General features: G+C 64.2%; 21 protein-coding genes. 9 read left to right on the forward strand and 12 right to left on the reverse strand.

All coding sequences use genetic code 11. The annotated features are described in order from the left end of the window. Nucleotide 1: 1 nt before the first annotated feature. Nucleotides 2-781 carry an SDR family oxidoreductase gene (locus tag ACQY7X_RS15510; protein ID WP_428246319.1) on the reverse strand — a complete coding sequence of 260 codons (780 nt, stop codon included), beginning with the start codon at nt 779-781 and terminating at the stop codon, nt 2-4. Next, nucleotides 778-3,024, reverse strand: coding sequence for an excinuclease ABC subunit UvrB (gene uvrB / locus ACQY7X_RS15515; protein WP_428246320.1), 2,247 nt, complete (start codon nt 3,022-3,024; stop codon nt 778-780). The genes ACQY7X_RS15510 and uvrB overlap by 4 nt, the downstream gene beginning before the upstream one ends. Nucleotides 3,025-3,112: 88 nt before the next feature. Between uvrB and rfbB the strand changes: the two genes are divergently transcribed. Both rfbB and rfbA read left to right on the forward strand, forming a co-directional pair. Further along, nucleotides 3,113-4,177 (forward strand): dTDP-glucose 4,6-dehydratase, encoded by a 1,065-nt coding sequence (gene rfbB, locus ACQY7X_RS15520; protein ID WP_428246321.1) that lies wholly within the window; start codon nt 3,113-3,115, stop codon nt 4,175-4,177. 9 nt (nt 4,178-4,186) lie between these two features. Continuing rightward, a complete protein-coding gene (gene rfbA, locus ACQY7X_RS15525) occupies nt 4,187-5,077 on the forward strand; it encodes a glucose-1-phosphate thymidylyltransferase RfbA (RefSeq protein WP_428246322.1) in 891 nt (296 codons plus the stop codon). 151 nt (nt 5,078-5,228) lie between these two features. Here rfbA and ACQY7X_RS15530 read toward each other — a convergent pair whose 3' ends face one another. The 6 genes from ACQY7X_RS15530 to ACQY7X_RS15555 form a co-directional block, all read right to left on the reverse strand. Further along, nucleotides 5,229-6,158 (reverse strand): branched-chain amino acid ABC transporter permease, encoded by a 930-nt coding sequence (locus ACQY7X_RS15530; RefSeq protein WP_428246323.1) that lies wholly within the window; start codon nt 6,156-6,158, stop codon nt 5,229-5,231. Nucleotides 6,159-6,168: 10 nt separating this feature from the next. Beyond that, nucleotides 6,169-7,050, reverse strand: coding sequence for a branched-chain amino acid ABC transporter permease (locus tag ACQY7X_RS15535; RefSeq protein WP_428246324.1), 882 nt, complete (start codon nt 7,048-7,050; stop codon nt 6,169-6,171). 194 nt (nt 7,051-7,244) lie between these two features. Then, nucleotides 7,245-8,459: an ABC transporter substrate-binding protein gene (locus ACQY7X_RS15540; RefSeq protein WP_428246325.1), complete on the reverse strand. Its 1,215-nt coding sequence runs from the start codon at nt 8,457-8,459 to the stop codon at nt 7,245-7,247. Between the two features lie 23 nt (nt 8,460-8,482). Continuing rightward, nucleotides 8,483-9,187 carry an ABC transporter ATP-binding protein gene (locus ACQY7X_RS15545; protein WP_428246326.1) on the reverse strand — a complete coding sequence of 235 codons (705 nt, stop codon included), beginning with the start codon at nt 9,185-9,187 and terminating at the stop codon, nt 8,483-8,485. Further along, nucleotides 9,180-9,935, reverse strand: a complete 756-nt coding sequence (locus ACQY7X_RS15550) for an ABC transporter ATP-binding protein (protein WP_428246327.1) — start codon at nt 9,933-9,935, stop codon at nt 9,180-9,182. The genes ACQY7X_RS15545 and ACQY7X_RS15550 overlap by 8 nt, the downstream gene beginning before the upstream one ends. A 185-nt stretch (nt 9,936-10,120) precedes the next feature. Continuing rightward, nucleotides 10,121-10,945, reverse strand: a complete 825-nt coding sequence (locus ACQY7X_RS15555; RefSeq protein WP_428246328.1) for a DMT family transporter — start codon at nt 10,943-10,945, stop codon at nt 10,121-10,123. 146 nt (nt 10,946-11,091) lie between these two features. Here ACQY7X_RS15555 and hrpB point away from each other — a divergent pair, with 146 nt between their 5' ends. Both hrpB and ACQY7X_RS15565 read left to right on the forward strand, forming a co-directional pair. After that, nucleotides 11,092-13,626 carry an ATP-dependent helicase HrpB gene (gene hrpB / locus ACQY7X_RS15560; RefSeq protein ID WP_428246329.1) on the forward strand — a complete coding sequence of 845 codons (2,535 nt, stop codon included), beginning with the start codon at nt 11,092-11,094 and terminating at the stop codon, nt 13,624-13,626. Nucleotides 13,627-13,729: 103 nt separating this feature from the next. Further along, nucleotides 13,730-14,728: a response regulator transcription factor gene (locus ACQY7X_RS15565; protein WP_428246330.1), complete on the forward strand. Its 999-nt coding sequence runs from the start codon at nt 13,730-13,732 to the stop codon at nt 14,726-14,728. Between the two features lie 3 nt (nt 14,729-14,731). Here the strand turns inward: ACQY7X_RS15565 and soxZ are convergent, their stop codons facing one another. The 4 genes from soxZ to ACQY7X_RS15585 form a co-directional block, all read right to left on the reverse strand. Further along, a complete protein-coding gene (soxZ, locus tag ACQY7X_RS15570) occupies nt 14,732-15,061 on the reverse strand; it encodes a thiosulfate oxidation carrier complex protein SoxZ (RefSeq protein WP_428246331.1) in 330 nt (109 codons plus the stop codon). A gap of 11 nt (nt 15,062-15,072) precedes the next feature. Continuing rightward, entirely contained in the window at nt 15,073-15,534 is a 462-nt protein-coding gene (locus tag ACQY7X_RS15575; RefSeq protein ID WP_428246332.1) for a thiosulfate oxidation carrier protein SoxY, read from the reverse strand. A gap of 81 nt (nt 15,535-15,615) precedes the next feature. Beyond that, nucleotides 15,616-16,260, reverse strand: coding sequence for a TerC family protein (locus tag ACQY7X_RS15580; RefSeq protein ID WP_428246333.1), 645 nt, complete (start codon nt 16,258-16,260; stop codon nt 15,616-15,618). A 228-nt stretch (nt 16,261-16,488) separates the two neighbouring features. Next, nucleotides 16,489-17,151 (reverse strand): TerC family protein, encoded by a 663-nt coding sequence (locus ACQY7X_RS15585; protein ID WP_428246334.1) that lies wholly within the window; start codon nt 17,149-17,151, stop codon nt 16,489-16,491. Nucleotides 17,152-17,342: 191 nt separating this feature from the next. Between ACQY7X_RS15585 and hutG the strand changes: the two genes are divergently transcribed. The 5 genes from hutG to pstA all read left to right on the forward strand — a co-directional run bounded on the left by hutG (nt 17,343) and on the right by pstA (nt 23,543). Beyond that, the gene (hutG, locus tag ACQY7X_RS15590; protein ID WP_428246335.1) at nt 17,343-18,146 is read left to right on the forward strand and encodes an N-formylglutamate deformylase; all 804 of its coding nucleotides are present in this window, start codon (nt 17,343-17,345) and stop codon (nt 18,144-18,146) included. Beyond that, nucleotides 18,143-19,528: an ATP-binding protein gene (locus ACQY7X_RS15595; protein WP_428246336.1), complete on the forward strand. Its 1,386-nt coding sequence runs from the start codon at nt 18,143-18,145 to the stop codon at nt 19,526-19,528. Before hutG ends, ACQY7X_RS15595 begins: the two co-directional genes overlap by 4 nt. 182 nt (nt 19,529-19,710) lie before the next feature. Further along, a complete protein-coding gene (locus tag ACQY7X_RS15600; RefSeq protein WP_428246337.1) occupies nt 19,711-20,754 on the forward strand; it encodes a PstS family phosphate ABC transporter substrate-binding protein in 1,044 nt (347 codons plus the stop codon). Nucleotides 20,755-20,839: 85 nt separating this feature from the next. Continuing rightward, nucleotides 20,840-22,222 carry a phosphate ABC transporter permease subunit PstC gene (pstC, locus tag ACQY7X_RS15605; protein ID WP_428246338.1) on the forward strand — a complete coding sequence of 461 codons (1,383 nt, stop codon included), beginning with the start codon at nt 20,840-20,842 and terminating at the stop codon, nt 22,220-22,222. Further along, nucleotides 22,215-23,543, forward strand: a complete 1,329-nt coding sequence (gene pstA, locus ACQY7X_RS15610; protein WP_428246339.1) for a phosphate ABC transporter permease PstA — start codon at nt 22,215-22,217, stop codon at nt 23,541-23,543. The genes pstC and pstA overlap by 8 nt, the downstream gene beginning before the upstream one ends. Nucleotides 23,544-23,559: the final 16 nt, after the last annotated feature.

Here is a 23,559-nt window from a genome sequence, read left to right on the forward strand (position 1 = left end):
CTCACTCCTCCGGATCGGTAGTAGTGGCACCGGTTCCGGGTGGCGGCCAGGGCAGATGCTGGCCGCCATCCAGGGCGATCATTTGGCCGGTCATGGCTGGCGCGTCAAGCAGGAACAGCACGCCGGCGGCGATCTCTTCCGGATGCGCGCCGCGCTCCAGCGGCGTCGAGCGCCATTGCTGGGCGAATTGCTCGGCGCTCTGGCGGCTGCTCGGCAGCACCGGGCCGGGGCCGATGCCGTTGACGCGGATACGCGGCGCCAGCGCCATGGCCAGGGTCTGGGTCAGGGTCCACAGTCCGGCCTTGGAGAGCGTGTAGGTGGCGAAATGCGGCGTCAGGCGCCAGACGCGCTGGTCGATGATGTTGATGATGTTGCCGCTCACGCCTGCGGGCAGGGCGGCGGCGAAAGCCTGGGCGAGGAAGAACGGCGCGCGCAGGTTGGCGTCCATGTGGCGCTGCCAGGAGGCGAGATCGGCGCTGTCGATGCGGTCATACTCGAACAGCGAGGCATTGTTCACCAGCACCGATACCGGCCCCAGCGCGGCGGCTGCCTGCGGCAGCAGTTTCAGCACCGCCTCATGGTCGCCGAGATCGGCCTGAACAGCAGCGGCACGGCCACCCTTGCCGGTGATATCCGCCACCAGCGCATCGGCCTCGCCGCACGACTGATTGTAATGCACCGCCACGGCATGGCCGCGCCCGGCCAGCGCCAGGGCGATGGCGCGGCCGATACGCACGGCGCCACCAGTGATCAGGGCAACAGGGGGGACCTTATTATTCATTGGCGTTTGCCGCCGCCGCGATAGGTGCGCTTGCTGCCGGCGCGACCGGCGGTGGAGCGACCGGAAGGCCGGGGCGCGGCATAGCCGGCGGCATCTTCGGCCAGGCCGAGCGGCTTGCGCGCCACCACGCTGCCGGGCATTTCCAGCTCATTCAGCTCCAGGCGCTTGATCTCGTCGCGCAGCCGGGCGGCTTCCTCGAATTCCAGGTTGCCGGCGGCATCGCGCATGCGTTTCTCCAGGTCGGCGAGATAGACCTTGAGGTTATGGCCGACCAGGTGGCCATCAGTGGCATGTTCCACATCCACGGTATAGTGATCCTGCTCGTAAACGCTTTGCAGGATGTCACCGATCTGGGTGCGCACGCTTTCCGGCGTGATGCCATGCTCGGCATTATAGGCCTGCTGCTTGGCGCGGCGGCGGTCGGTCTCGTCCAGCGCGCGGCGCATCGAATTGGTCATCTTGTCGGCATAGAGGATGACGCGGCCATCGACATTGCGCGCGGCGCGGCCGATGGTCTGGATCAGCGAGGTTTCACTACGCAGGAAGCCTTCCTTGTCGGCGTCCAGGATCGCCACCAGGGCACATTCCGGGATATCCAGGCCCTCGCGCAGCAGGTTGATGCCGATCAGGATATCGAACACGCCAAGCCGCAGATCACGCAGGATTTCGATGCGTTCCAGCGTATCGATATCCGAGTGCAGGTAGCGCACCTTCATGGCGTTGTCGTTGAGATATTCGGTCAGGTCCTCGGCCATGCGCTTGGTCAGCGTCGTCACCAGCACGCGGTAGCCCTTGGCGATCACCTTCTTGCATTCGCCGAGCAGATCATCGACCTGATGCTCCACCGGGCGGATTTCCACTGGCGGATCTGTCAAGCCAGTTGGGCGGATCACCTGTTCCGAGAACACGCCGCCGGTGCGTTCCATTTCCCATTTGCCGGGCGTGGCGGAAACATACACGCTCTGCGGCCGGAACAGGTCCCATTCCTTGAAGCGCAAGGGCCGGTTGTCGATGCAGGAAGGCAGGCGGAAGCCATATTCGGCGAGCGTCGCCTTGCGCCGGAAGTCGCCCCGGAACATGCCGCCGATCTGCGGCACGGTGACATGGCTTTCATCCACGAACAGCAGCGCGTTATCGGGCAGATACTCGAACAGAGTCGGCGGCGGCGCGCCCGGCGGCCGGCCGGTGAGATAGCGCGAGTAATTCTCGATGCCGGCGCAGGCGCCGGTGGCGATCATCATCTCGATATCGAAGGTGGTGCGCTGTTCCAGACGCTGCACTTCCAGCAGGCGGTTCTGCTTGGTCAGTTCGTCAACACGCAGTTTCAGGTCTGCCTTGATCAGCTCCACAGCCTGCTGCAAGGTCGGCTTCGGCGTCACATAATGGCTGTTGGCATAGAGCTTCACGCTCTTCATCTCGCCGGTGCGCTGGCCGGTCAGCGGATCAAACTCGACGATGCTTTCCAGTTCGTCGCCGAACAGCGACAGGCGCCAGGCGCGGTCTTCCATATGGGAAGGGAATATCTCGATGCCGTCGCCGCGCACGCGGAAGGCGCCGCGCTGGAAGGCGGCATCGTTGCGCCGGTATTGCAGTTCCACCAGGCGGCGCAGCAGCAGGTCGCGGTCGATCATCTTGCCGGCTTCCAGCGCCAGGGTCATGGCGGTGTAGGTTTCCACCGAGCCGATACCATAGATGCAGGAGACCGAGGCAACGATGATCACGTCGTCGCGTTCCAGCAGCGCCCGCGTCGCCGAGTGGCGCATGCGGTCGATCTGCTCGTTCACCGCCGAGTCTTTCTCGATATAGGTGTCGCTGCGCGGAACGTAGGCTTCCGGCTGGTAATAGTCGTAATAGGAGACGAAGTATTCCACCGCGTTGTTGGGGAAGAAGCTCTTCATCTCGCCATAAAGCTGGGCGGCCAGGGTCTTGTTCGGCGCCAGGATCATCGCCGGGCGGCCGGAACGGGCAATGATCTGTGCCATGGTAAAGGTCTTGCCCGAGCCGGTGACGCCGAGCAGCACCTGGTCGCGTTCCCCGGCCAGGGCGCCCTGGGTCAGTTCCGCGATGGCGGTCGGCTGGTCGCCAGCGGGCTCGTAGGGCGCCTGCAGGTCATAGGCGATGCCGCCCTCGCTCTTGTCCGGGCGTTCCGGGCGATGGGGCAGAAATTCCGGGAAATTCGCGTCCGCGAAACGGTCCGGATCCTCGATTTCGCGCTCGATGCTGACAGTCTGTGCCTTGGCCATGGCGCAGAATATGGCGTGCCTGGGCGCGTCTGGCGAGTCCGTCCGCTGTAGGTTATACAGAGGGGCTTTTTTCGGGAGATTTCAGGCAATGACGGTTATCGTGACGGGTGGCGCCGGGTTCATCGGCTCGGCGCTGGTGCGGCAGTTGAACGCCGCTGGCGAGTCGGTGGTTACGGTGGACAAGCTGACCTACGCTGCCAACCTGGACAACATTGCCAATCTGCCCAATCCGGGGCTGCACCGCTTTGTCCAGCTTGATATCTGCGACCGCAAGGGCATCGGCGCGCTGTACGCAGAGGTGAAGCCGCGGGCGGTGTACCATCTGGCGGCCGAGAGCCATGTCGACCGCTCGATCGACAGTCCGGCGCCGTTCATCGAAACCAATGTCACCGGCACGCTGGTGCTGCTGGAAGCGGCGCTGGAATACTGGCGCGGGCTGGATGAGGCGGGCAAGGCGGGTTTCCGCCATCTGCAGGTCTCGACCGATGAAGTCTATGGCGATGCCGAGCCGGAGAGCTTCTTTACCGAGAACAGCCCGTACAAGCCGAACTCGCCCTATGCCGCCAGCAAGGCGTCGTCGGACCATCTGGCACGGGCCTTCGGGCGCACCTATGGCCTGCCGATCCTGGTGACCAATTGCGGCAACAATTACGGCCCGTACCAGTTCCCGGAAAAGCTGATCCCGCTGATGATCCTCAATGCCCTGGATGGCAAGGGCCTGCCGGTCTATGGCAAGGGCGATCAGGTGCGCGACTGGATCCATGTCGAGGATCATGCCGCCGCCCTGCGCATGGTGATGGACCGGGGCCGGGTGGGTGAGACCTACCTGATCGGCGCACGCGGCACGCGGCAGAATCTGGAAATCGTGCACACCATCTGTGGCCTGCTGGATGACCATGCGCCGCAGCCGACGGGCCGCAAATACGCCGAGTATATCCGCTATGTCACCGACCGCCCGGGGCATGACAAGCGCTATGCCATCGATCCGGCGAAATGCGAGACCGAGCTGGGCTGGAAGCCGGTCTATGACGTCGCCACCGGGCTGCGTCAGACGGTGAAATGGTATCTGGAAAACAGCGAATGGTGCCGGCGGGCGAGCGGCGCCTATGACCGTGGCCGCATCGGCCTGTCTGGCAGCGTGGCGAAGGGGTAGGGTAGGGCGATGAAGGGTATCATCCTGGCCGGCGGCACCGGCTCGCGGCTGCATCCGGCGACCTCGGTGGTGAGCAAGCAGCTGCTGCCGATCTATGACAAGCCGATGATCTTCTACCCGCTCAGCACGCTGATGCTGGCCGGGATCAAGGACATCCTGGTGATCACCACGCCGCGCGACCAGGCGGCGTTCTCGGCGCTGCTGGAAGATGGCAGCCAGTGGGGCATCAACATCAGCTACGCCGTGCAGCCGGAGCCGAACGGCATCGCGCAGGCCTTCATCATCGGGCGGCAGTTCCTCAAGGGCGAGCCGGCGGCTTTGGTACTGGGCGACAACATCTTCTATGGCGAGAATTTTGGCGAGCTGCTGCGCCGCGCTGTCGCCAACAGCGCCCCCGGTAGTGCCAAGGGGGGCGCAACGGTGTTCGGCTATTGGGTGGTGGACCCAGAACGCTATGGCGTGCTGGACCTCAACCCGGATGGCAGCGTCAAGGCGATCATCGAGAAGCCGAAACAGGCGCCCAGCAACTGGGCGGTGACGGGGCTGTATTTCTATGACGGCGAGGTCTGCGATATTGCGGCCCAGTTGAAGCCTTCGGCACGCGGCGAGCTTGAGATCACCGACCTGAACAATGCCTATCTGGCGCGCGGCCGGCTGGGCGTGGAGAAGTTCGGCCGTGGTTTTGCCTGGCTGGATACCGGCACGCCGGACAGCCTGCTGGATGCCTGCAACTTCATGGCCACGGTGGAGAAGCGCCAGGGCCTCAAGATCGCGGTGCCGGAAGAGATCGCCTGGCGCCTCGGCTTCATCGATGCAGCCCAGGTCGAGCGCCGCGCCGACTATTACAAGAACAACGAATACGGCAAATATCTCCGCCGCATCCTGACACAGGTGGGGTAGTTCCCATTTAGTCACCCTCGCGAAAGCGAGGGTCCCATTTCAGTGGAGAGAAAATGGGATGCCCGTTTTCACGGGCATGACAATAGCAAGGATTACAACAAAAAAAGGCCCGCCATTGGCGGGCCTTTTGCGTTGGATGAAGAGGGCCGGCTTACGCCTTCTTCTTCTGCCACCAGGCGATGAGTTCGCCGACGATGCCGCGGCGGAAGGCCATCACGACGATGACGAAGATGGCGCCCTGCGTCACCAGCACCCATTCGCCGAAGCCGGCCAGGTAGTTCTGCATGGTGATGATCACGGCGGCGCCGATGACGGGGCCGAGGATGGTGCCCATGCCGCCGACCAGGGTCATCAGCACCACTTCGCCCGACATCTGCCAGGTGACGTCGGTGAGCGAGGCGAGCTGGAATACCAGCGCCTTGGTGGCGCCCGCCATGCCGGCGAGGGCGGCCGAGAGCACGAAGGCCAGCAGCTTGTACTGGTCGACCCGGTAGCCGAGCGACACGGCGCGCGGCTCGTTCTCGCGGATCGCCTTCAGCACCTGGCCGAAGGGCGAGTTGATGGTGCGGTAGACCACCAGGAAGCCGAACACGAAGATCGCCAGCACCACGTAGTAGAAGGTGAAGTCGTTCTTGATGTCGATCAGGCCGAGGAAGGCGCGGCGCGGGATCGCCTGGATGCCGTCTTCGCCGCCGGTGAACTTGGCCTGCAGGCAGAAGAAGAACACCATCTGCGACAGGGCGAGCGTGACCATGGCGAAGTAGATGCCCTGGCGGCGGATGGCGATCAGGCCGGCGATCAGGCCGAGCAGGGCGGCGACGGCGGTGCCGGCGAGGATGCCGGCTTCCGGCGGGAAGCCCCAGGCCTTCACGGTGTAGCCGCTGATATAGGCCGCGCCGCCGAAGAACATGGCATGGCCGAAGGACAGCAGGCCGACATAGCCGATCAGCAGGTTGAAGGCGCAGGCGAAGAGTGCAAAGCACAGCACCTTCATCAGGAACACGGGGTAGACCAGCGACGGTGCCACCAGGGCGACCGCCAGCAGGGCGAGGAAGACTTGGGTTTCGCGGTTCTTCAGCATCTTCTGCGCCTCACTTCGGCGTGCCGAACAAGCCGGCCGGCTTGATCATGAGAACGATGGCCATGATGATGAAGATCACCGTGCTGGAGGCCTCGGGGTAGAACACCTTGGTCAGGCCCTCGATCAGGCCCAGCACGAAGCCGGTGAGGATGGCGCCCATGATCGAGCCCATGCCGCCGATCACCACCACGGCGAACACGATGATGATCAGGTTGGAGCCCATCAGCGGGTTGACCGAGTAGATCGGCGCGGCGAGCACGCCGGCGAGTGCGGCAAGGCCGACGCCGAAGCCGTAGGTCAGCGTGATCATGCGCGGCACGTTGATGCCGAAAGCCTGCACCAGATCCGGGCGCTCGGTGGCGGCGCGCAGATACGAGCCGAGCTTGGTGCGCTCGATCATGTACCAGGTGCCGAGGCAGATGGTGAGCGAGGCGACCACGACCCAGGCGCGGTAGTTCGGCAGGAACATGAAGCTGAGGCGCTGGCCGCCCGGGATCGGGTTGTCGTAGGGCAGGCCGGACGAGCCGAACTGCTTGCGGAACACGCCCTCGATGATCAGCGCCAGGCCGAAGGTGAGCAGCAGGCCGTAGAGATGGTCGAGATGGTAGAGCCGCCGCAGGAAGGCGCGCTCCAGAACCACGCCAAAGGCGCCGACGATGATCGGCGCCAGGATCAGGGCGCCCCAATAGGGCACGCCGAGCCAGTTCAGCAGCATCCAGGCGACAAACGCGCCCATCATGTACTGCGCGCCATGGGTGAAGTTGATCACGTTCAGCAGGCCGAAGATCACGGCCAGACCCAGACTCAGCATTGCATAGAAGGAGCCATTGATCAGGCCCAGCAACAACTGGCCGAACAATGCCTGTGGCGGTATGCCCAGCAGCTCGAACATCGCTGAAACGTCCCCCTTAAAGAACCTGTTACCCTGTCGATACCGTATCGGCCCGGACCGTATCGGCCTGTGCCGTGCGGCGTTTTATAGGAGGGCGCCCGGAAGCGCCCATCTGTAAAACGCGTGACTGGTATAAAACGCGTGACTGGAAAGGTCCGGGCCCGCCGCGAGGCGGGCCCGTCCTCACGTTATGCTTAGCTCTTCTTCACCATCGGGCAGCCGCCATCGGCGAGCGGGCGGAAAGCCTGCTCGGCCGGGATGGTGGCAACCACCTTCAGGTAGTCCCACGGATACTTCGATTCAGCCGGCTTCTTCACTTCCACCAGGTACATCGGATGGATGTGGCGGCCGTCCTCGCGCAGCATGCCCTTGCCGAACAGCTTATCGTCGCTCGGCATTTCCTTCATCTTGTTGACCACCTTCACGCCATCGGCATCGCTCTTCAGCGCTTCGACGGCCTTGAGGTAGTGGATCACCGCCGAGTAGATGCCGGCATGCACCATGGTCGGGTACTTGCCGCCGTTGGCAGCCGCGAATTCCTTGGCGAAGGCGCGGTTGTTGTCGTTGGCATCCCAGTACCAGGCGGTGGTGTAGTTCAGACCCTGGGCGGTCTTGAGGCCCAGCGAATGAATGTCGGTATCGAACATCAGCATGCCGGCCAGCTTCTGGCCGCCTTCGACGATGCCGAATTCAGCCGCCTGCTTGATCGAGTTGATGGTGTCGCCGCCGGCATTGGCGAAAGCGACGATCTGCGCCTTCGAGGCTTGCGCCTGCAGCAGGAAGGACGAGAAGTCGGTGCCGGGGAAGGGATGGCGCACGGCGCCAACCACATTGCCGCCATTCGCCTTCACGACGTTGCTGGTGTCACGCTCCAGGGCATGGCCGAAGGCGTAGTCAGCGGTGACGAAGTACCAGGTCTTGCCGCCGTTCTGCACGATGGCCTTGCCGGTGCCGTTGGCCAGCGCCCAGGTGTCATAGGTCCAGTGCGCGGTGTTCGGCGAGCATTGCGCGCCGGTGAGGTCGGAAGCCGCGGCGCCCGAATTCAGGAACACCTTGTTCTTTTCCTTGGTGATCTGGTTGATCGCCAGCGCCACCGAGGAGGTCGGCACGTCGACGATGGCATCCACCTTGTCAACGTCCAGCCACTGGCGGGCGATGTTGGAGCCGACGTCCGGCTTGTTCTGGTGGTCGGCGAACACGACCTCGACCTTGAAGCCGCGGGCTTCGATGCCGGAATCGGCAACGGCCTTGCGGGCCGACCAGGTGCCGCCCGGGCCGGACACGTCGGCATAGAGGCCGGACTGGTCATTCAGCACGCCAAGCTTGATCACATTGTCGGTAATCTGGGCGTTGGCCGCCCCAGCGGTAAGCACGGCGGCAGCCGTGGCGAACAGATGCTTAAAACGCATGGTTTCCTCCGTTGGTTAAATCGTTAGACCCCGAGATACTGTTCGAGTTTGTCAGTATTGGCGGCGATCTGATCATTGGGGATCATGTCGATCACCTTGCCGTGCTCGACCACATAATGGCGGTCTGCGACGGTACTGGCGAAGCGGAAATTCTGCTCCACCAGCAGCACCGTGAAACCCTTCTGCTTGAGCAGGCGGATCATGGCGCCGATCTGCTGCACGATCACCGGGGCAAGACCCTCGGTCGGTTCGTCCAGCAGCAGGAAGGTGGCCCCGGTGCGCAGGATGCGGCCGATAGCGAGCATCTGCTGCTCGCCGCCCGACAGCTTGGTGCCCTGGCTTTTCAGGCGCTCCTTCAGGTTCGGAAAGATCTGATAGATGTCTTCCAGGCTCATGCCACCCGATTTCACCACCGGCGGCAGGGTCAGGTTCTCGTAGACATTGAGGCTGGAGAAGATGCCGCGCTCTTCCGGGCAGAAAGCCAGGCCCTGGCGCGCGATCTCGTTCGACGGCAGCTTGATCAGCTCACGGCCCTCGAAGGTCACCGAGCCCGAACGCTGCGCCAGCATGCCCATCACCGCCTTCATGGTGGTGGTCTTGCCGGCGCCGTTGCGACCGAGCAGGGTCACCACCTCGCCCTTGGCGACATTGAATTCCATGCCGTGCAGGATATGGCTCTCGCCGTAGAAGCCCTGCAGGTCCTTGACGTTAAGCTGCGGCTCAGCCATGGCCGGTCCCCATATAGGCTTCAATCACTTCCGGATTGCGCGAGACGGTGTCGTAGTTGCCCTCGGCCAGAATCTCGCCGCGGCGCAGCACGGTGATGGTGTCGCTGAGCTTGGCCACCACCGATAGGTTATGCTCCACCATCAGCACGGTGCGGTTCTTGGCCACGCGCTTGATCAGGTCGGAAATCTTCTCGATATCCTCATGGCCCATGCCGGCCATCGGCTCGTCCAGCAGCATCATCTCCGGCTCAAGCGCCAGGGTGGTGGCGATCTCCAGCGCGCGCTTGCGGCCATAGGGCAGCTCCACGGCGGTGAGATGGCGGTATTCCGCCAGGCCGACGGCTTCCAGCAGTTCCTCGGCGCGCGCGTTCAGCGCGTTGAGGCTTTCCTGCGAGCGCCAGAAATGGAACGAGGTGCCGAGCGGGCGCTGCAAGGCGACGCGCACATTCTCGATCAGCGAGAGATGCGGGAACACGGCGGAAATCTGGAAACTGCGCACCATGCCGGAGCGGGCGATATCGGCCGGCTTCTGGGCCGAGATATCGCGGCCGTTGTAGCTGATCCTGCCACGCGTCAGCGGCAGGAACTTGGTCAGCAGGTTGAAGCAGGTGGTCTTGCCTGCGCCGTTCGGACCAATCAGCGCGTGGATCGTATGCCGACGCACACGGAGGTTGACGTCCTTCACCGCCACAAAGCCGGCGAATTCCTTGGTCAGGCCCTCGGTCGTAAGAATATGGTCTTCGGCCATGGTCTGGCTCAGCCCTTCTTGTTTACTCCCTGGCCGCCCGCTCGATTAGTTCAAACGTGACGGCGGTGTCATGTAAGGGTATCGGAGAGTGGAAGTAAATAGCTGCGGGCGAAAAAAGAATTGCCGCTTTCGCGTCTGCACAATTTACGCAATTTATTCGCCGAATTTGCCTATTTAGCGGGCGCTTATTGGGCCGTGCGGGCCTTGGCGAGCTGGTGCTCGCGATAGGAGATGTAGACCGTGCTGGCAAAAATGATCGTGCCGCCCACCCAGGTCCACATATCCGGCACCTGACCGAAGGCAAAGAAGCCGAGCAGACTGGCGAAAATCAGCTTGGTGAAATCCAGCGGCATGAGCACCGAGGTTTCGCCAAGCCGCATAGCCTCGGTGTAGAGCAGCTGGCCGCCGGAGCCGAGCGCGCCGATGCAGAACAGCCAGACAAGCTGGTTCAGGGTCGGGGTCTGCCAATGCGGCAGGGCCGCCACCAGGCTGATCGGCAGGATGAACACCACCATGTAGGTGGCGATGGTGAGGCTGGAATCGGTGCGCGACAGGATCTTGATATCCACCACCGAGACGGCCCACAGCACCGTGGCGCCCAGTACCAGCAGCTGGCCGGTGCCGATGGTGCCGAAGCCGGGGCGCAGCACCACGATCATGCCGATGAAGCCGGCCACCAGAGCGGCAATGCGGCGGGCGCGGATCTTCTCGCGCAGCACGATGGCGGCGCCAATGGTGGCAAAGAGCGGCGCGGCATAGCCGAGCGCGGTGACTTCGGCCAGCGGCGTGAACGACAGGCTGAAGAAGAACATCAGCATCGAGGTGCCGTTGGCGACGCCACGGATGGCGTGCAGGTGCAGCTTGGTGGTGCGGAAGGGCTGGAAATTGGCCTTGATGATCGCCGGCATCAGCACCAGCAGGCCGAACAGGTTACGGAAGAAGGCCGCCTCGAAAGGGTGGACCTCTTGCGTGATGCGTCCGATCGCGCCATGCATGGCTGTGAAGCACATGCAGGAAATCAGCATAAGACCCATGGCCCGGGGCAACGTGTTGGCGCCGGGCGCAGTGGTACTGGCGGGAAGATTGGACATGGACTCTGGTATGGCAGTGTTGTGTTAAACTTTCCAGAAGAGCCGCGAGCCGAGCCTTGCTAAAATTGCAACTCTCCCATGCGCTGCCGATCCAGGCGATTGTGCCGCAGGTTCAGGCTGCCCTTGCGGCAGGCGACAGCCTGGTGGTGCAGGCCCCGCCGGGCTCGGGCAAGACTACCCTGTTACCGCTGACCCTGCTCGATCAGCCCTGGGCAGGGCAGGGCAAGATCATCATTCTGGAACCGCGCCGACTGGCGGCGCGCATGGCGGCGCGGCGCATGGCCAGCCTGCTCGGCGAGAAGGTGGGCGAAACCGTCGGCTACCGCGTGCGCCTGGATTCCCAGGTGGGGCCGAAAACCCGCATCGAGGTCCACACGGATGGCGTCTTCCTGCGCCGTCTGCAACAGGATCCGGAACTGGGCGGCATCGTTGCCGTGCTGTTCGACGAGGTGCATGAGCGCGGCCTGGAAACCGATCTGGCATTGGCGCTCTGCCTGGAGGCCCGCGCGGCGTTGCGGCCCGATCTGAAACTGGTGGCGATGTCGGCGACGCTGGATGCCGCACCGTTCGCGCGGCTGCTGGGCCACGGCGATGCGGCGGCGCCGGTGATCAGCGGCGAAGGCCGCAGCTTTCCGGTCGAGACGCGCTGGCGGCCGATGGCGCCGATGGCACGGCTGGATCAGGCGGTGGCCGATTGTGTGCGCGAGGCACTGCATGATGAGCCGGGCGATCTGCTGGTCTTCCTGCCCGGCGTCGCTGAAATACGCCGCGTGCAAAGCAATCTGGAAGAGAAAGGCTTGCCCGCAGGCACCAGCGTGATGCCGCTTTATGGCGATCTCGGCAGCGCCCAGCAGGATGCGGCGATCCAGCCCAGCGCAACGGGTCACCGCAAGGTCGTGCTTGCCACGTCCATTGCCGAAAGCAGCCTCACCATCGAGGGCGTGCGCGTGGTGGTGGATGGCGGCTTCATGCGCCAGCCGCGCTTTTCGCCCCGCAGCGGCATGAGCGGACTGGAAACCGTGCGGGTCAGCCAGGCTTCCGCCGAACAGCGCCAGGGCCGCGCCGGCCGTGTCGCGCCGGGTGTCTGCTATCGTCTGTGGGCGGAAGGCGCCCATGGCGGTCTGGCGAAATTCACCGCGCCGGAAATCGCCGTTGCCGATCTGGCGCCACTGGCGCTCGATCTCGCCGCCTGGGGCGCGCGTGATGCGGCTGCCTTGCCCTGGCTCGATCCGCCGCCGCCGGCGACGCTCACCCAGGCACGCCGCCTGCTGCACGATCTGGGCGCATTGGATCAGGATGATGCGATCACGCCGCATGGCCGGGCCATGGCGGAACTGCCGCTGCATCCGCGCCTGGCGCATATGGTGATCCGGGGCCAGGCCAAGGGTCTTGGCAATGAGGCCTGTGCGCTGGCGGCTCTGCTTTCGGAGCGCGATATCGCGCGTGCCGAGCGTGCCGGTCCGCGCGATGCCGATCTGCGCTGGCGCGTCGAGATGGTGCTGGGCCTGGAACGCCGCGCCGCGCCGCATGGCTTGCGCGTCGAGCAGGGCGCCTTGCGTCAGGTGAAGCAGCTTGCCGATGATTGGCGGCGGCGGCTGAAACTGCCGAAAGTGCAGAGTGCCGATGCCGAGGCTGCCGGCCTGCTGGCGGCCTTGGCCTATCCCGACCGCGTGGCGAAGCAGCGCAACCAGTCGGGCTCCTATGTGATGAGCGGCGGGCGCGGCGCGAAACTCGATGAACTCGACCCGCTCTGCCGCGAGCCTTTGCTGGCGATTGCCGAACTGGATGGCGCCCAGGCCGATGCGCGCGTGTTTCTGGCCGCGCCGGTGCGCGAGGCGGATATCGAGGCCGAACTTGGCGATGCCATCGAGACCAGGGAAAGCGTGGCCTGGGATGACCGCGCGCAAGCTGTGATCGCCGTGCGCCAGCGCCGCCTGGGCGCGCTGGTGCTGAAGGAGCGTGCGCTGGACAAGCCAGATGCAGAAGCGGTGCGCGCCGCCTTGCTGCAAGGCATCGCCAAGGCGGGCCTGGGCGTGCTGCCCTGGAGCGAGGGCCTGCGGCAATGGCAGGCGCGCGTGCTGCTGCTGCGCCGCCTGCTGCCCGAAGCTGCCGATTGGCCCGATGTTAGCGATGCCGGCCTGTCAGCAACGTTGGCTGATTGGCTCGGGCCGCATCTCGATGGTTTCACCAAACTGACGCAGCTACAGGGATTGGATTTGCATACAATCCTGAAGGGGCTGCTCGATTTCAGGCAGTCGCGTCTGCTGGATGCAGAAGCACCAACCCATTGGCGGGTGCCGACCGGCAATAATCTGCCGATCAATTACAGCGATGGCGACACGCCGGTGCTGGCGGTGCGGCTGCAGGAAATGTTTGGCGAACGCAACACGCCGAGTATTGCCGGCGGCCGAATGAAACTGCTGCTGCATCTGTTGTCGCCGGCGCGGCGGCCGTTGCAAGTGACAAGCGATCTCGCTGGTTTCTGGCAGTCGAGTTACAAAGCGGTGCGAGCGGAAATGCGCGGCCAATACCCGAAACATCCCTGGCCGGAGGATCCCGCCAACGCATTGCCAACCAGTCGGGCAAAGCCGCGCGCATGACATACGCATGACGGGATGTGGACACACGCATGACAGGCTGTGCGACACAAACGCACGCGCCGGTTACTTGTTGCACTGCATCGAGAACGCTAGACTCCAGCCCATGAACCCGGAGTACCGCAAGGAGGTCCGCATCCTGTATGGCGACGCCAATACAGGCATGCGGCATTTGTACAAGCAGGCGCTTATTGGCGCCGGCTTCACGCAGCAGCGTGAATTCGATTCCCTGAACGGCTTCGCCGATCTGCTCGCCGTGGCGCGGCCGGATATCATCCTGATGGATGTGACGCTGCCGGGCGGCGATGCCTGCGGCACGATCCGGGCGATGCGCCACAGCCAGGTCGGCAACAATCCCTTCCTGCCGGTGATCTTCACCACCTGGGAAGCGGAGCAGGCGCTGGTGCGCCGCATCGCGGATTCCGGTGCCGATGATGTGCTGGTGAAGCCGCTCAATACCCGCACGCTGATCGACCGCATCGAGGTGATCGCCAATGCGCGCAAGCCCTTCGTGGTCACCGCCGACTATATCGGACCGGACCGGCGCAAGGCCGTGGATCGCGGCAGCAGCATCATTCCGCTGATCACCGTGCCCAATCCGCTGCGCGCCAAGCTGCTGGGCGAAGAGATTGATGCCGTGGCGGCGCAGCAGGCTTTCGCCGCGGCGCAGGCCGAGGTGCAGACCCTGCGCCTGCGGCAATCGGCCTTCCGCATCGCCTTCGTGGCGCAGCAGGTGGTGCCGGCCTATCGCCAGGGCAAGGTGGATGATGGCGTCCGCGCGCTGCTTGGAGACCTGATCGAGTCGGCGCAGGATATTGGCCGCCGCGTGCTGGATACCGAACTCGCCCACGTCGCCAAGCTGTGCGACCCGCTGCTCAGCACGGCACGGCAGATTGCCTCGATCCAGGGCGTGGTCTCGAGCCAGCCCGAGGGCGGCAAGCAGCTTGAACTGCTGAAGACCCTGGCCGATGCAGTGCTGGCCTTCTTCAATCCCGATAAGCAGGCTGGCGCATTGGCGCAGGAAGTGGCCAGTGCGGTCGAGCGCTATCGCACCCGGCAGGCAGTGCGCAACGCCAATAACGCCGCGGCTTCCTCGCGCAGCTAGGCTTCAGGTAACGGTGATTGCCTGGGTGGTGGTGTAGAGGCTGCCATCGTCGTCGGTCCAGGCGAAATCCAGCTTGCCGGATTCAGTGCATCTGACGAAGAAATTCAGCGCCGGATTGGCGGCAATCGCAGGTTCGAACTTGGCTTCGAACACGGTCCTGCCGTTATAGCGACAGACGAAGCTGTTGATGATCTTGCGGGGCACCAGCTGGCCGCTGGCATCGCGGCGCTGGCCGGATTCCATCGCATGGGTCAGCAGCGTCTTGATCTCCACCACTTCGTCTTTCCTGGCCGTTTGCGGCACGCGGACGCGGGGCTTTACATCAGTGGACATGATCGCTTCCCCTAACCGACGCAGCCGCCGATGGTGACGCGCACTTCGCGCGACACGATCCAGGCCGAGCCATCGCTCAGTTCCGCCACCGCGATCAGGTTCTGCGACTGCGCCATGCGCATGCGGAAATAGACCTCGGCTTTGCCGGAAGCCGGCGTGAGGTGAAAGCTGGCGACGCCCGGCGCCGGATTGCCATCCGAGATGACATGGATGGCGCGCACATGGTCGGCTGCCGACATCGGGCTGTCGACGCTCACCGTTACCGGCACGGTGTTGCCGTTCTCGGCGATGTCGTTGGTTTTGATCGAAACCTTGCCGGGCTTCGGCTGGCTCTTGATCAGGCTGCCGAGCAGGCGGCGGGCATCTTCCGCTGCCGCCTCGGCGTCGCGCGGCAACAGGCTGACGGCGATGCCGCCAAGACCAAGGGCCGCCACCGCCTGGCGGCGGCTAAGGCCTGATCGTACTTTGCTCATGCTGTCACCGCGGTACCAGGAGTAGGGGGCTCGCCCCACCGGTTATAGCGCCGACGGGGCGATAGTCCAGCCAAGTCCGCGTCAGCTCTTTATCGTCCCGACGGCGTCATAGATCTGGAGGCCGCCATCGTAGATCATGCGCAGCGCCACATAGACGATGATCAGCAGGCCGATATAGGCAATCCAGTGGTAGCGGTCGAGCAGGCGGGCGATCAGCTTGGAGGCCATCGCCATCAGGGCGATGGAGAGCACCAGGCCGAAGCCGAGGATGTAGGGATGCTCGCGCGCCGCGCCGGCCACTGCCAGCACGTTGTCCAGCGACATCGACACGTCGGCCATGACGATCTGCATGATCGCCTCGCGCCGGGTTTTCGGCGCCGGCTTGGCCCCGGCCCCTTCGAGTTCGCTTTCCGCGCCTTTGGCATGCAGGCGCAATTCGCGCCACATCTTCCAGCTCACCCAGGCGAGCAGCAGGCCGCCGGCCAGCATCAGGCCGATCACGGTGAGTAGCTGCACCGCTACGGCGGCGAACATGATGCGCAGCACGGTGGCGGCGAGGATGCCGTAGAGGATGATCTTGCCGCGCTGTGCCTGCGGCAGGCCGGCCACGGCCATGCCGATGACGATGGCGTTGTCGCCCGACAGAATCACGTCGATCAGGATCACCTGCAGGAAGGCCGAGATTTCCGACGGCCCGACATGCATGCCGAAAAGTGTGAATTCCATGATGTGCTTTGCCCTTAAATCAAGATAAAGCGGGTATATATAATTAAGTCCCTATAAACAATATTTCCCGGCGATGGCGGGCGCAGACCACCGGGGAAAACTGCTGCAATGCACAAAAAAGCCCCAGCCCCAGAGACTGGGGCTGGGGATTCGGACTGTGCCGGGTGTTCCTGGAACCGGGCCGGGCAGGCCCGGGCGTCGCGGTTGCTGCGTCTGGTGGCCCCGTCCCTAGTGGCTTGAGGGCAGGGCGATATGCAGGGTCTCGTCCAGATGGGTGGCGGCCAGCACCTGGATGCCGCCATCCCATACCATCTCGAAGGCCACATAGCAGATGATGGCGACGCCGATATAGCCAAGGAAGCGGTAGCGGTCGAGCAGGCGGGCGATCAGGTTCGAGGCGATGGCGGTAAGCGCGATCGAGAGGATCAGGCCGAAGGTGAGGATATAGGGATGCTGGCGTGCCGCGCCGGCCACTGCCAGCACGTTGTCCAGCGACATCGACACATCGGCAATCACAATCTGCATGATTGCCTGGCGCATGGTCTTTTCGTCGTGGTGCGGATGCAGGGGATCGTCTTCCTCCTCATCCTTCTCGCGCAGTTCGACGCCCATCTTCCAGGCGACCCAGAACAGCGCCAGGCCGCCGATCAGGATCAGGCCGATGATGGCCATGAGTTGTACCGCTACCGCCGTGAACATCAGGCGCAGCACGGTGGCGCCGATGATGCCCCAGAAAATACCCTTGTTGCGCTGTGCTTCCGGCAGGCCGCTGACCGCCAGGGCGATGACAATGGCATTGTCGCCCGACAGCACAATGTTGATCATAATGACTTCGAAGAAGGCACCAAGCTCGGGGCCTGAGAGCGAGATGCCGAAAAGCGAGAGATCCATAAGCGACCGTTCCAAATGCGTTGCGACGGAAACGGTGCGAACAATAGGCAGGTAACTTTGCGATAAAAACCCCGTTTATTGACATTTTATAGGTTTATCAATCGGTTATAACTTTACCCCGGATTTATGTGTTGGCCTTGGCGCTGTCATGGCGCTTTGTTAGGAAAGAGCTTTGGGGAACCCGACTCGCCATGCCCGAGATTGCACCGCTCTATACCTTCACGCCCGGCAGCACGCCGCTGCTGATCAACGTGCCTCATTGCGGCACCGGCCTGCCCGCTGCCCTGCGCGCGCGGCTGACCCCGGCGGCGCTGGCGCTGCCCGATACCGACTGGCATGTCGAGAAGCTATATGATTTCGCGCCCGCCCTGGGTGCCGGCCTGATGGCGGCGACGCAGTCGCGCTATGTGGTCGATCTCAACCGCGATCCCGAGGGCAAGCCGCTCTATCCCGGCGCCGACAATACCGAACTCTGCCCCAGCCGCACGTTCGGCAACGAGGCCATCTACAGCGATGGCAGCGTGGTTGGTGCTGCCGAAATGGCGGAGCGGCGCCGGCTTTACTGGCAGCCTTATCACGACCGCCTGACAGCCGAACTGGCGGCGATCAAGGCGCGCCATGGCTATGCATTGCTGCTGGATGCCCACAGCATCCCCAGCCTGGTGCCGCGTTTCTTCGAGGGCCGGTTGCCGGATCTCAATCTTGGCACCAATGAGGGCCGCAGTTGCGCGCCCGATCTGGCGCAGGCCGCCTATACGGCATTGCAGGCCGATGCCGGTTTCAGCCATGTGCATAACGGCCGCTTCAAGGGCGGTTTCATCACGCGGCATTTCGGCCAGCCGCAAAGCGGCCTGCACGCGCTGCAACTGGAACTGGCCGAGATCAGCTACATGGATGAGGCGCGGCCCAACCCTTACGATCCCGCCCGAGCCGCCGCACTGATCAAGGTGCTGCGCGGTCTGGTGCAGGCCCTGCTTGCCTGGCGGCCCGCATGAGCGACGGCGGCGCCAGTAATCGCCTGCCGGTCACCCGCTGGCTCGGGCTCTCGGCCTTGCTCGGCCTGCCGCTGCTGGTGGTGCTGGCGGTGGCGGTGATGCGCCACGCGCTCACTGCGCGCGAAGCGGTGCTGATCGGCCTGCCGGCCCTGCTGCTCTACATGATTTTCTCCTGGTGGCATTCGCGCACCGTGCGCCGCGCGCTGGATCGCGCCGAGGGCATCCTGGGCGATGAGCCGCGCACGCCATCGAGCTGGGACGCTTGGACCATGCTGGGCGAACTGGATGCCACCGTGGAACGCCTGCGCCGGCATCTGGTGAGCGAGAAGGGCCAGGTGGCGGTGCAGTCCACCACCGCCGATGCGATCCTCAACGCGCTGCCTGATCCGCTGCTTGTGCTGGATCCCGGCCGCCGCGTGATCCGTGCCAACCATGCGGCGCGCACGCTGTTCGGCAACGAGATCGTCGGCCAGGATCTGTCGCTGGCCTTGCGCCACCCTTCCGTGCTGGATGCCGCCGACGGCGTGCTGGCCGGGCAGTCGGCCTTGGTGGCGGCGGATTTCTCGCTGCCCACGGCGGAGGGCAAGAGCTTTTCGCTGCGCGTTGCCGCCTTGCCCTCGGGCCAGGAAGGGGCACGGCCGGAAATGGCCGCCGTGCTGGCGCTGCATGACATCACGGCATTGCAGAAGGCCGAACGCATGCGCGCCGATTTCGTCGCCAATGCCAGCCATGAATTGCGCACGCCGCTGGCCAGCCTGGTCGGCTTCATCGAAACGCTGCTGGGGCCGGCGCGCGATGACGAACCGGCGCGGCTGCGCTTCCTCGGCATCATGCGCGACCAGGCGGCACGCATGGCGCGGCTGATCAACGACCTGCTGTCGCTGTCGCAGATCGAGATGCGCGAGCATGACCGGCCGCGCGATGCAGTGGCATTGCAGCCGCTGCTGCGCGACCTTGCCGAGGGCCTGGCACCGCAGGCGGAAGCCAAGGACATCACCATCAAGCTGGAACTCGACGATGCCGCGCCGGCAGCGCTGGGTGCGCGCGATGAACTGGCCCAGGTGTTCCAGAACCTGATCGACAACGCGGTGAAGTATGGCCGGCCGGGCAGCACCGTCACCGTCGGCCTGCGCCGCCATGATGAACTGGGGCTGGAAGTGGCGGTGACGGATGAAGGCGATGGCATCCCGAAACAGCATTTGCCGCGCCTCACGGAACGATTCTACCGGGTCGACTCGGCACGCAGCCGGGAACTCGGCGGCACCGGCCTCGGGCTGGCCATCGTGAAGCACATCATCAGCCGCCATCGTGGCAGGCTTGTCATTGATTCAGAGGTGGGAAAAGGCTCCATATTCGCCATACGTTTGCCTATTGTTCGATAAATATTTCTATCCCTTTGAATAAGCCGTCGGCGATTGTCATACGCCTGAAACAATAGAGTCACATCTATGTCACTGCCCGTCGCTAGGGTCCGCGCCGTCAGCCAAGTGGGCAATCCGGCCCGGCACGCTGGCAAGGACGCGCGGTGCCCGGCATCGCGCATGAACATCTGAGAGGTTCCATCGTGATCAAGCAGACTCTCCTCCTGGCGACCATCGCTTCCGTGGCTGCGCTCGGCGTCGCTGGCCAGGCTTCGGCCCAGGCCGCCCGCGACCAGATCCGCGTTGTCGGTTCGTCGACCGTCTATCCGTTCACCACCACCGTGGCTGAACGCTTCTCGCAGTCCGGCGGCTTCAAGGCGCCGATCGTGGAAAGCACCGGCACTGGCGGCGGCATGAAGCTGTTCTGCGCCGGCGTCGGCACCCAGCACCCGGACATGACCAATGCCTCGCGCCGCATGACCAAGGCGGAGTTCGAGCAGTGCGCCACCAACGGCGTCAAGGACATCGTCGAGATGAAGGTCGGCTTCGACGGCATTGCGGTCGCCATGAAGAAGGGCGGCACCAAGGTCAACCTGAAGCGTGAAGAAATCTGGCTGGCGCTCGCCGCCCAGGTGCCGGTGAACGGCCAGCTGGTCGCCAACCCGTACAAGACCTGGAAGCAGATCAACGCCAGCCTGCCGGATTGGAAGATCGAAGTGATGGGTCCGCCCCCGACCTCGGGCACCCGCGACAGCTTCGTCGAACTGGTGATGGATGTCGGCTGCAAGAAGTTCCCGGAAGTGAACGCCATCGCGGACGCCAAGGCCAAGGCCACTGCCTGCGCCAAGATCCGTGAAGACGGTGCCTTCATCGAAGCCGGCGAGAACGACAACCTGATCGTTCAGCGCCTGGCCTCCGGCGCCACCGGCCTGATGGGCGTGTTCGGCTATTCCTTCCTTGAGGAAAATGCCGACAAGCTGCAGGACGTGGCGGTTGATGGCGTCGAAGCCGAATTCGAGACCATCTCGTCGGGCAAGTATCCGGTGTCGCGCCCGCTGTTCGTCTACGTCAAGAAGGCCCATGTCGGCGTTGTGCCGGGCATGAAGGAATTCCTGGCCGAGTATGTCAGCGACCGCGCCATGGCCGCCAACGGCTACCTGGAGAAGAAGGGCCTCGTCGCCATGCCGAAGGCCGAGATCGACAGCGTCCGTTCGCAGGTTCTGGGTCTGACCAACCTGGCGATGTAATGCCGCATTACCGGCGGCCGGGCAACCGGCCGCCGGCCTTTATCGAGTAACGTGTTTCCCGTTTGCCGGCGCCGCTGGGGGGCCTATGTCGATATCATTGTTGTTCGCGGTCCTGCTGGTGCTGACGATTGTCGGCTACATGCTGGGCCGGCGCCGCGCGCTTGCCAGCGCAGGCGGCCGCGGTAGCAACCTGCACAGCCTGCCGACTTTCTATGGCTGGCATGTGGTCGTCTGGTGCGGTCTGCCCGCCGCCCTGCTTTTCCTCAGCTGGATCGCCGCCGAAGATGCCGTGGTGCGCATGCTGGTGCAGAGCGCGCTGCCGACCGAACTGGCCAGCCAGCGTGCCGACCAGCTCTCGCTCACCATGTCGAATGTGCGCAACATCGCCTACGGCCTGGTGCCGATGGACAGCGCCGATCCGGTGCTGCGCCCGATCGCCGAGCATTACATCAGCCTGCGCCAGACCGGTGATGCCGCGCTCTGGGTGCTCAGCCTCTGCCTGCTGATCGGCGGCATGATCATCGGCCTGCGCCATATCTCGGCTGACTTCCGCGCCCGCAACCAGGTCGAGCGCGTTGCCAACTGGCTGCTGATCGCCGCGTCCACGCTGGCGGTGTTCACCACGGTCGGCATCGTGCTGTCGCTGGTGTTTGAGGCGGCGCGCTTCTTCGCCAAGGTCAATGCCTTTGAATTCCTGTTCGGCCTCACCTGGTCGCCGCAGATGGCGATCCGCGCCGATCAGGTCGGTTCCTCGGGCGCCTTCGGTGCCGTGCCGCTGTTTGCCGGCACGCTGCTGATCGCCTTGATCGCCATGCTGGTGGCGGTGCCGGTCGGCCTGATGAGTGCGGTCTACATGGCGGAATACGCGCCGCAGAGTCTGCGCGCCTGGGTCAAGCCGGCGCTGGAAGTGCTGGCTGGTATCCCCACCGTGGTCTACGGCTTCTTCGCCGCGCTTACCGTGGCGCCCTTCGTGCAGCGTATCGGCGAGAGCATCGGATTGCAGGTGGCGTCACAGTCGGCGCTCGCCGCCGGCCTGGTGATGGGCATCATGATCATCCCGTTCGTCTCCTCGCTGTCGGACGACGTGATCAACGCCGTGCCGCAGAGCCTGCGCGATGGTTCCTACGGGCTGGGCGCGACAAAATCGGAAACCATCAAGCGGGTGATCCTGCCGGCGGCTCTGCCGGGCATCGCGGCTTCCGTGATCCTGGCCTTCAGCCGCGCGCTGGGTGAAACCATGATCGTGGTGATGGCTGCCGGCCTTGCCGCCAATATCACCGCCAACCCGCTGGCCGCGGTCAGCACCGTGACGGTGCATATCGCGGCCCTGCTGGTTGGTGATCAGGAATTCGACAGCCCGAAGACGCTCGCCGCCTTCGCGCTCGGCCTGGTGCTGTTCGCCGTTACCCTGTCGCTCAACATCGCTGCGCTTCGCATCGTCAAGAAATATCGAGAGCAATATGACTGATATGGCCGTGGATAACGCTGCAATGCGCCAGGCTGCCGGCACCGGTCTGCACATGACCGAAGCCGCGACGCGGCGGCTGAAGGCGCGCTACGCCGCCGAACGCCGTTTCAAGATGATCGGCCTGGGCGCCATCATCTTCTCGCTCGCGGCGTTGGCTGTGCTGCTGTTCACCATTCTGAGCAACGGCTTCACCGCCTTCCGCCAGGGCCATGTGCAGCTTGAGATCGAGTTCACCGCCGACCAGATCGCACCGCCCGGCACGACCGATCAGCGCAAGCTGATGCAGGGCAATTACGGCGGCCTGATCCTGGCCTCGCTGCAGAAGCGTTTCCCCGAGGCGCAGAGCCGTACCCAGCGCCGCCAGTTGCAGGGCATGATCAGCGCCGGCGCCGAAGCGCAGCTTGGCCGCCTGGTGGTGGCCGATCCCGCCATCATCGGCACCACCCGCAAGGTGTGGCTGCCGCTGGCTTCCGATGTCGACATGTTCGTGAAGGGCCAGGTCGATACCAAGGCTGCCGAAGGCGAGCGCAAGATCAAGGACGCGCAGGTCAAGTGGATCGACGCGCTGAAGGCCACGGGCGATCTGGAATTGCAGTTCAACAAGCGCTTCTTCACCGCCGCCGATAGCCGCGAGCCGGAACTGGTCGGCGTCTGGGGTGGCGTGGTGGGGTCCTTCTACACCCTGCTGGTAACGCTGATCGTGGCTTTCCCGCTCGGCATCATGGCCGCGATCTACCTTGAGGAATTCGCGCCCAAGAACCGCTGGACGGAAATCATCGAGGTCAACATCAACAACCTCGCCGCCGTTCCCTCCATCGTCTACGGCCTGCTCGGCCTTGCGGTGTTCATCGGCTTCTTCGGTATGCCGCGCTCGGCGCCGATGATCGGCGGCCTGGTGCTGGCGCTGATGAGTCTGCCGGTGATCATCATCGCCGCCCGTGCGGCGCTGCGCGCCGTGCCGCCCTCGATCCGCCAGGCCGCGCTCGGCCTCGGTGCCTCGCCGCTGCAGGCGGTGCTGCATCATGTGCTGCCGCTGGCGATGCCCGGCATCCTCACCGGCACGATCATCGCGATGGCACATGCACTGGGCGAAACCGCGCCATTGCTGATGATCGGCATGGTCGCCTTCATCGTCGATATTCCCACCACCCCGGTGGATGCCGCGACCGTGCTGCCGGTACAGATCTTCATGTGGGCAGACAGTGCTGAACGCGGCTTCGTCGAGAAAACCTCGGCTGCCATCATCGTGCTGCTGGTCTTCCTGCTGCTGATGAATTTGGCCGCCATCCTGCTGCGCAAGCGGTTCGAGCGCCGCTGGTAAACAGGCACTGCTAACA

The organism is Ferrovibrio sp. (assembly GCF_965278975.1).
Classification (GTDB): domain Bacteria; phylum Pseudomonadota; class Alphaproteobacteria; order Ferrovibrionales; family Ferrovibrionaceae; genus Ferrovibrio.

Bases quoted from the DNA above. Each gene is read 5' to 3' on its own strand.
- ACQY7X_RS15510 (WP_428246319.1), bottom strand. From the start codon at position 781: ATGAATAATAAGGTCCCCCCTGTTGCCCTGATCACTGGTGGCGCCGTG.
- uvrB (WP_428246320.1), bottom strand. From the start codon at position 3,024: ATGGCCAAGGCACAGACTGTCAGCATCGAGCGCGAAATCGAGGATCCG.
- rfbB (WP_428246321.1), top strand. From the start codon at position 3,113: ATGACGGTTATCGTGACGGGTGGCGCCGGGTTCATCGGCTCGGCGCTG.
- rfbA (WP_428246322.1), top strand. From the start codon at position 4,187: ATGAAGGGTATCATCCTGGCCGGCGGCACCGGCTCGCGGCTGCATCCG.
- ACQY7X_RS15530 (WP_428246323.1), bottom strand. From the start codon at position 6,158: ATGCTGAAGAACCGCGAAACCCAAGTCTTCCTCGCCCTGCTGGCGGTC.
- ACQY7X_RS15535 (WP_428246324.1), bottom strand. From the start codon at position 7,050: ATGTTCGAGCTGCTGGGCATACCGCCACAGGCATTGTTCGGCCAGTTG.
- ACQY7X_RS15540 (WP_428246325.1), bottom strand. From the start codon at position 8,459: ATGCGTTTTAAGCATCTGTTCGCCACGGCTGCCGCCGTGCTTACCGCT.
- ACQY7X_RS15545 (WP_428246326.1), bottom strand. From the start codon at position 9,187: ATGGCTGAGCCGCAGCTTAACGTCAAGGACCTGCAGGGCTTCTACGGC.
- ACQY7X_RS15550 (WP_428246327.1), bottom strand. From the start codon at position 9,935: ATGGCCGAAGACCATATTCTTACGACCGAGGGCCTGACCAAGGAATTC.
- ACQY7X_RS15555 (WP_428246328.1), bottom strand. From the start codon at position 10,945: ATGTGCTTCACAGCCATGCATGGCGCGATCGGACGCATCACGCAAGAG.
- ACQY7X_RS15565 (WP_428246330.1), top strand. From the start codon at position 13,730: ATGAACCCGGAGTACCGCAAGGAGGTCCGCATCCTGTATGGCGACGCC.
- soxZ (WP_428246331.1), bottom strand. From the start codon at position 15,061: ATGTCCACTGATGTAAAGCCCCGCGTCCGCGTGCCGCAAACGGCCAGG.
- ACQY7X_RS15575 (WP_428246332.1), bottom strand. From the start codon at position 15,534: ATGAGCAAAGTACGATCAGGCCTTAGCCGCCGCCAGGCGGTGGCGGCC.
- ACQY7X_RS15580 (WP_428246333.1), bottom strand. From the start codon at position 16,260: ATGGAATTCACACTTTTCGGCATGCATGTCGGGCCGTCGGAAATCTCG.
- ACQY7X_RS15585 (WP_428246334.1), bottom strand. From the start codon at position 17,151: ATGGATCTCTCGCTTTTCGGCATCTCGCTCTCAGGCCCCGAGCTTGGT.
- hutG (WP_428246335.1), top strand. From the start codon at position 17,343: ATGCCCGAGATTGCACCGCTCTATACCTTCACGCCCGGCAGCACGCCG.
- ACQY7X_RS15595 (WP_428246336.1), top strand. From the start codon at position 18,143: ATGAGCGACGGCGGCGCCAGTAATCGCCTGCCGGTCACCCGCTGGCTC.
- pstC (WP_428246338.1), top strand. From the start codon at position 20,840: ATGTCGATATCATTGTTGTTCGCGGTCCTGCTGGTGCTGACGATTGTC.
- pstA (WP_428246339.1), top strand. From the start codon at position 22,215: ATGACTGATATGGCCGTGGATAACGCTGCAATGCGCCAGGCTGCCGGC.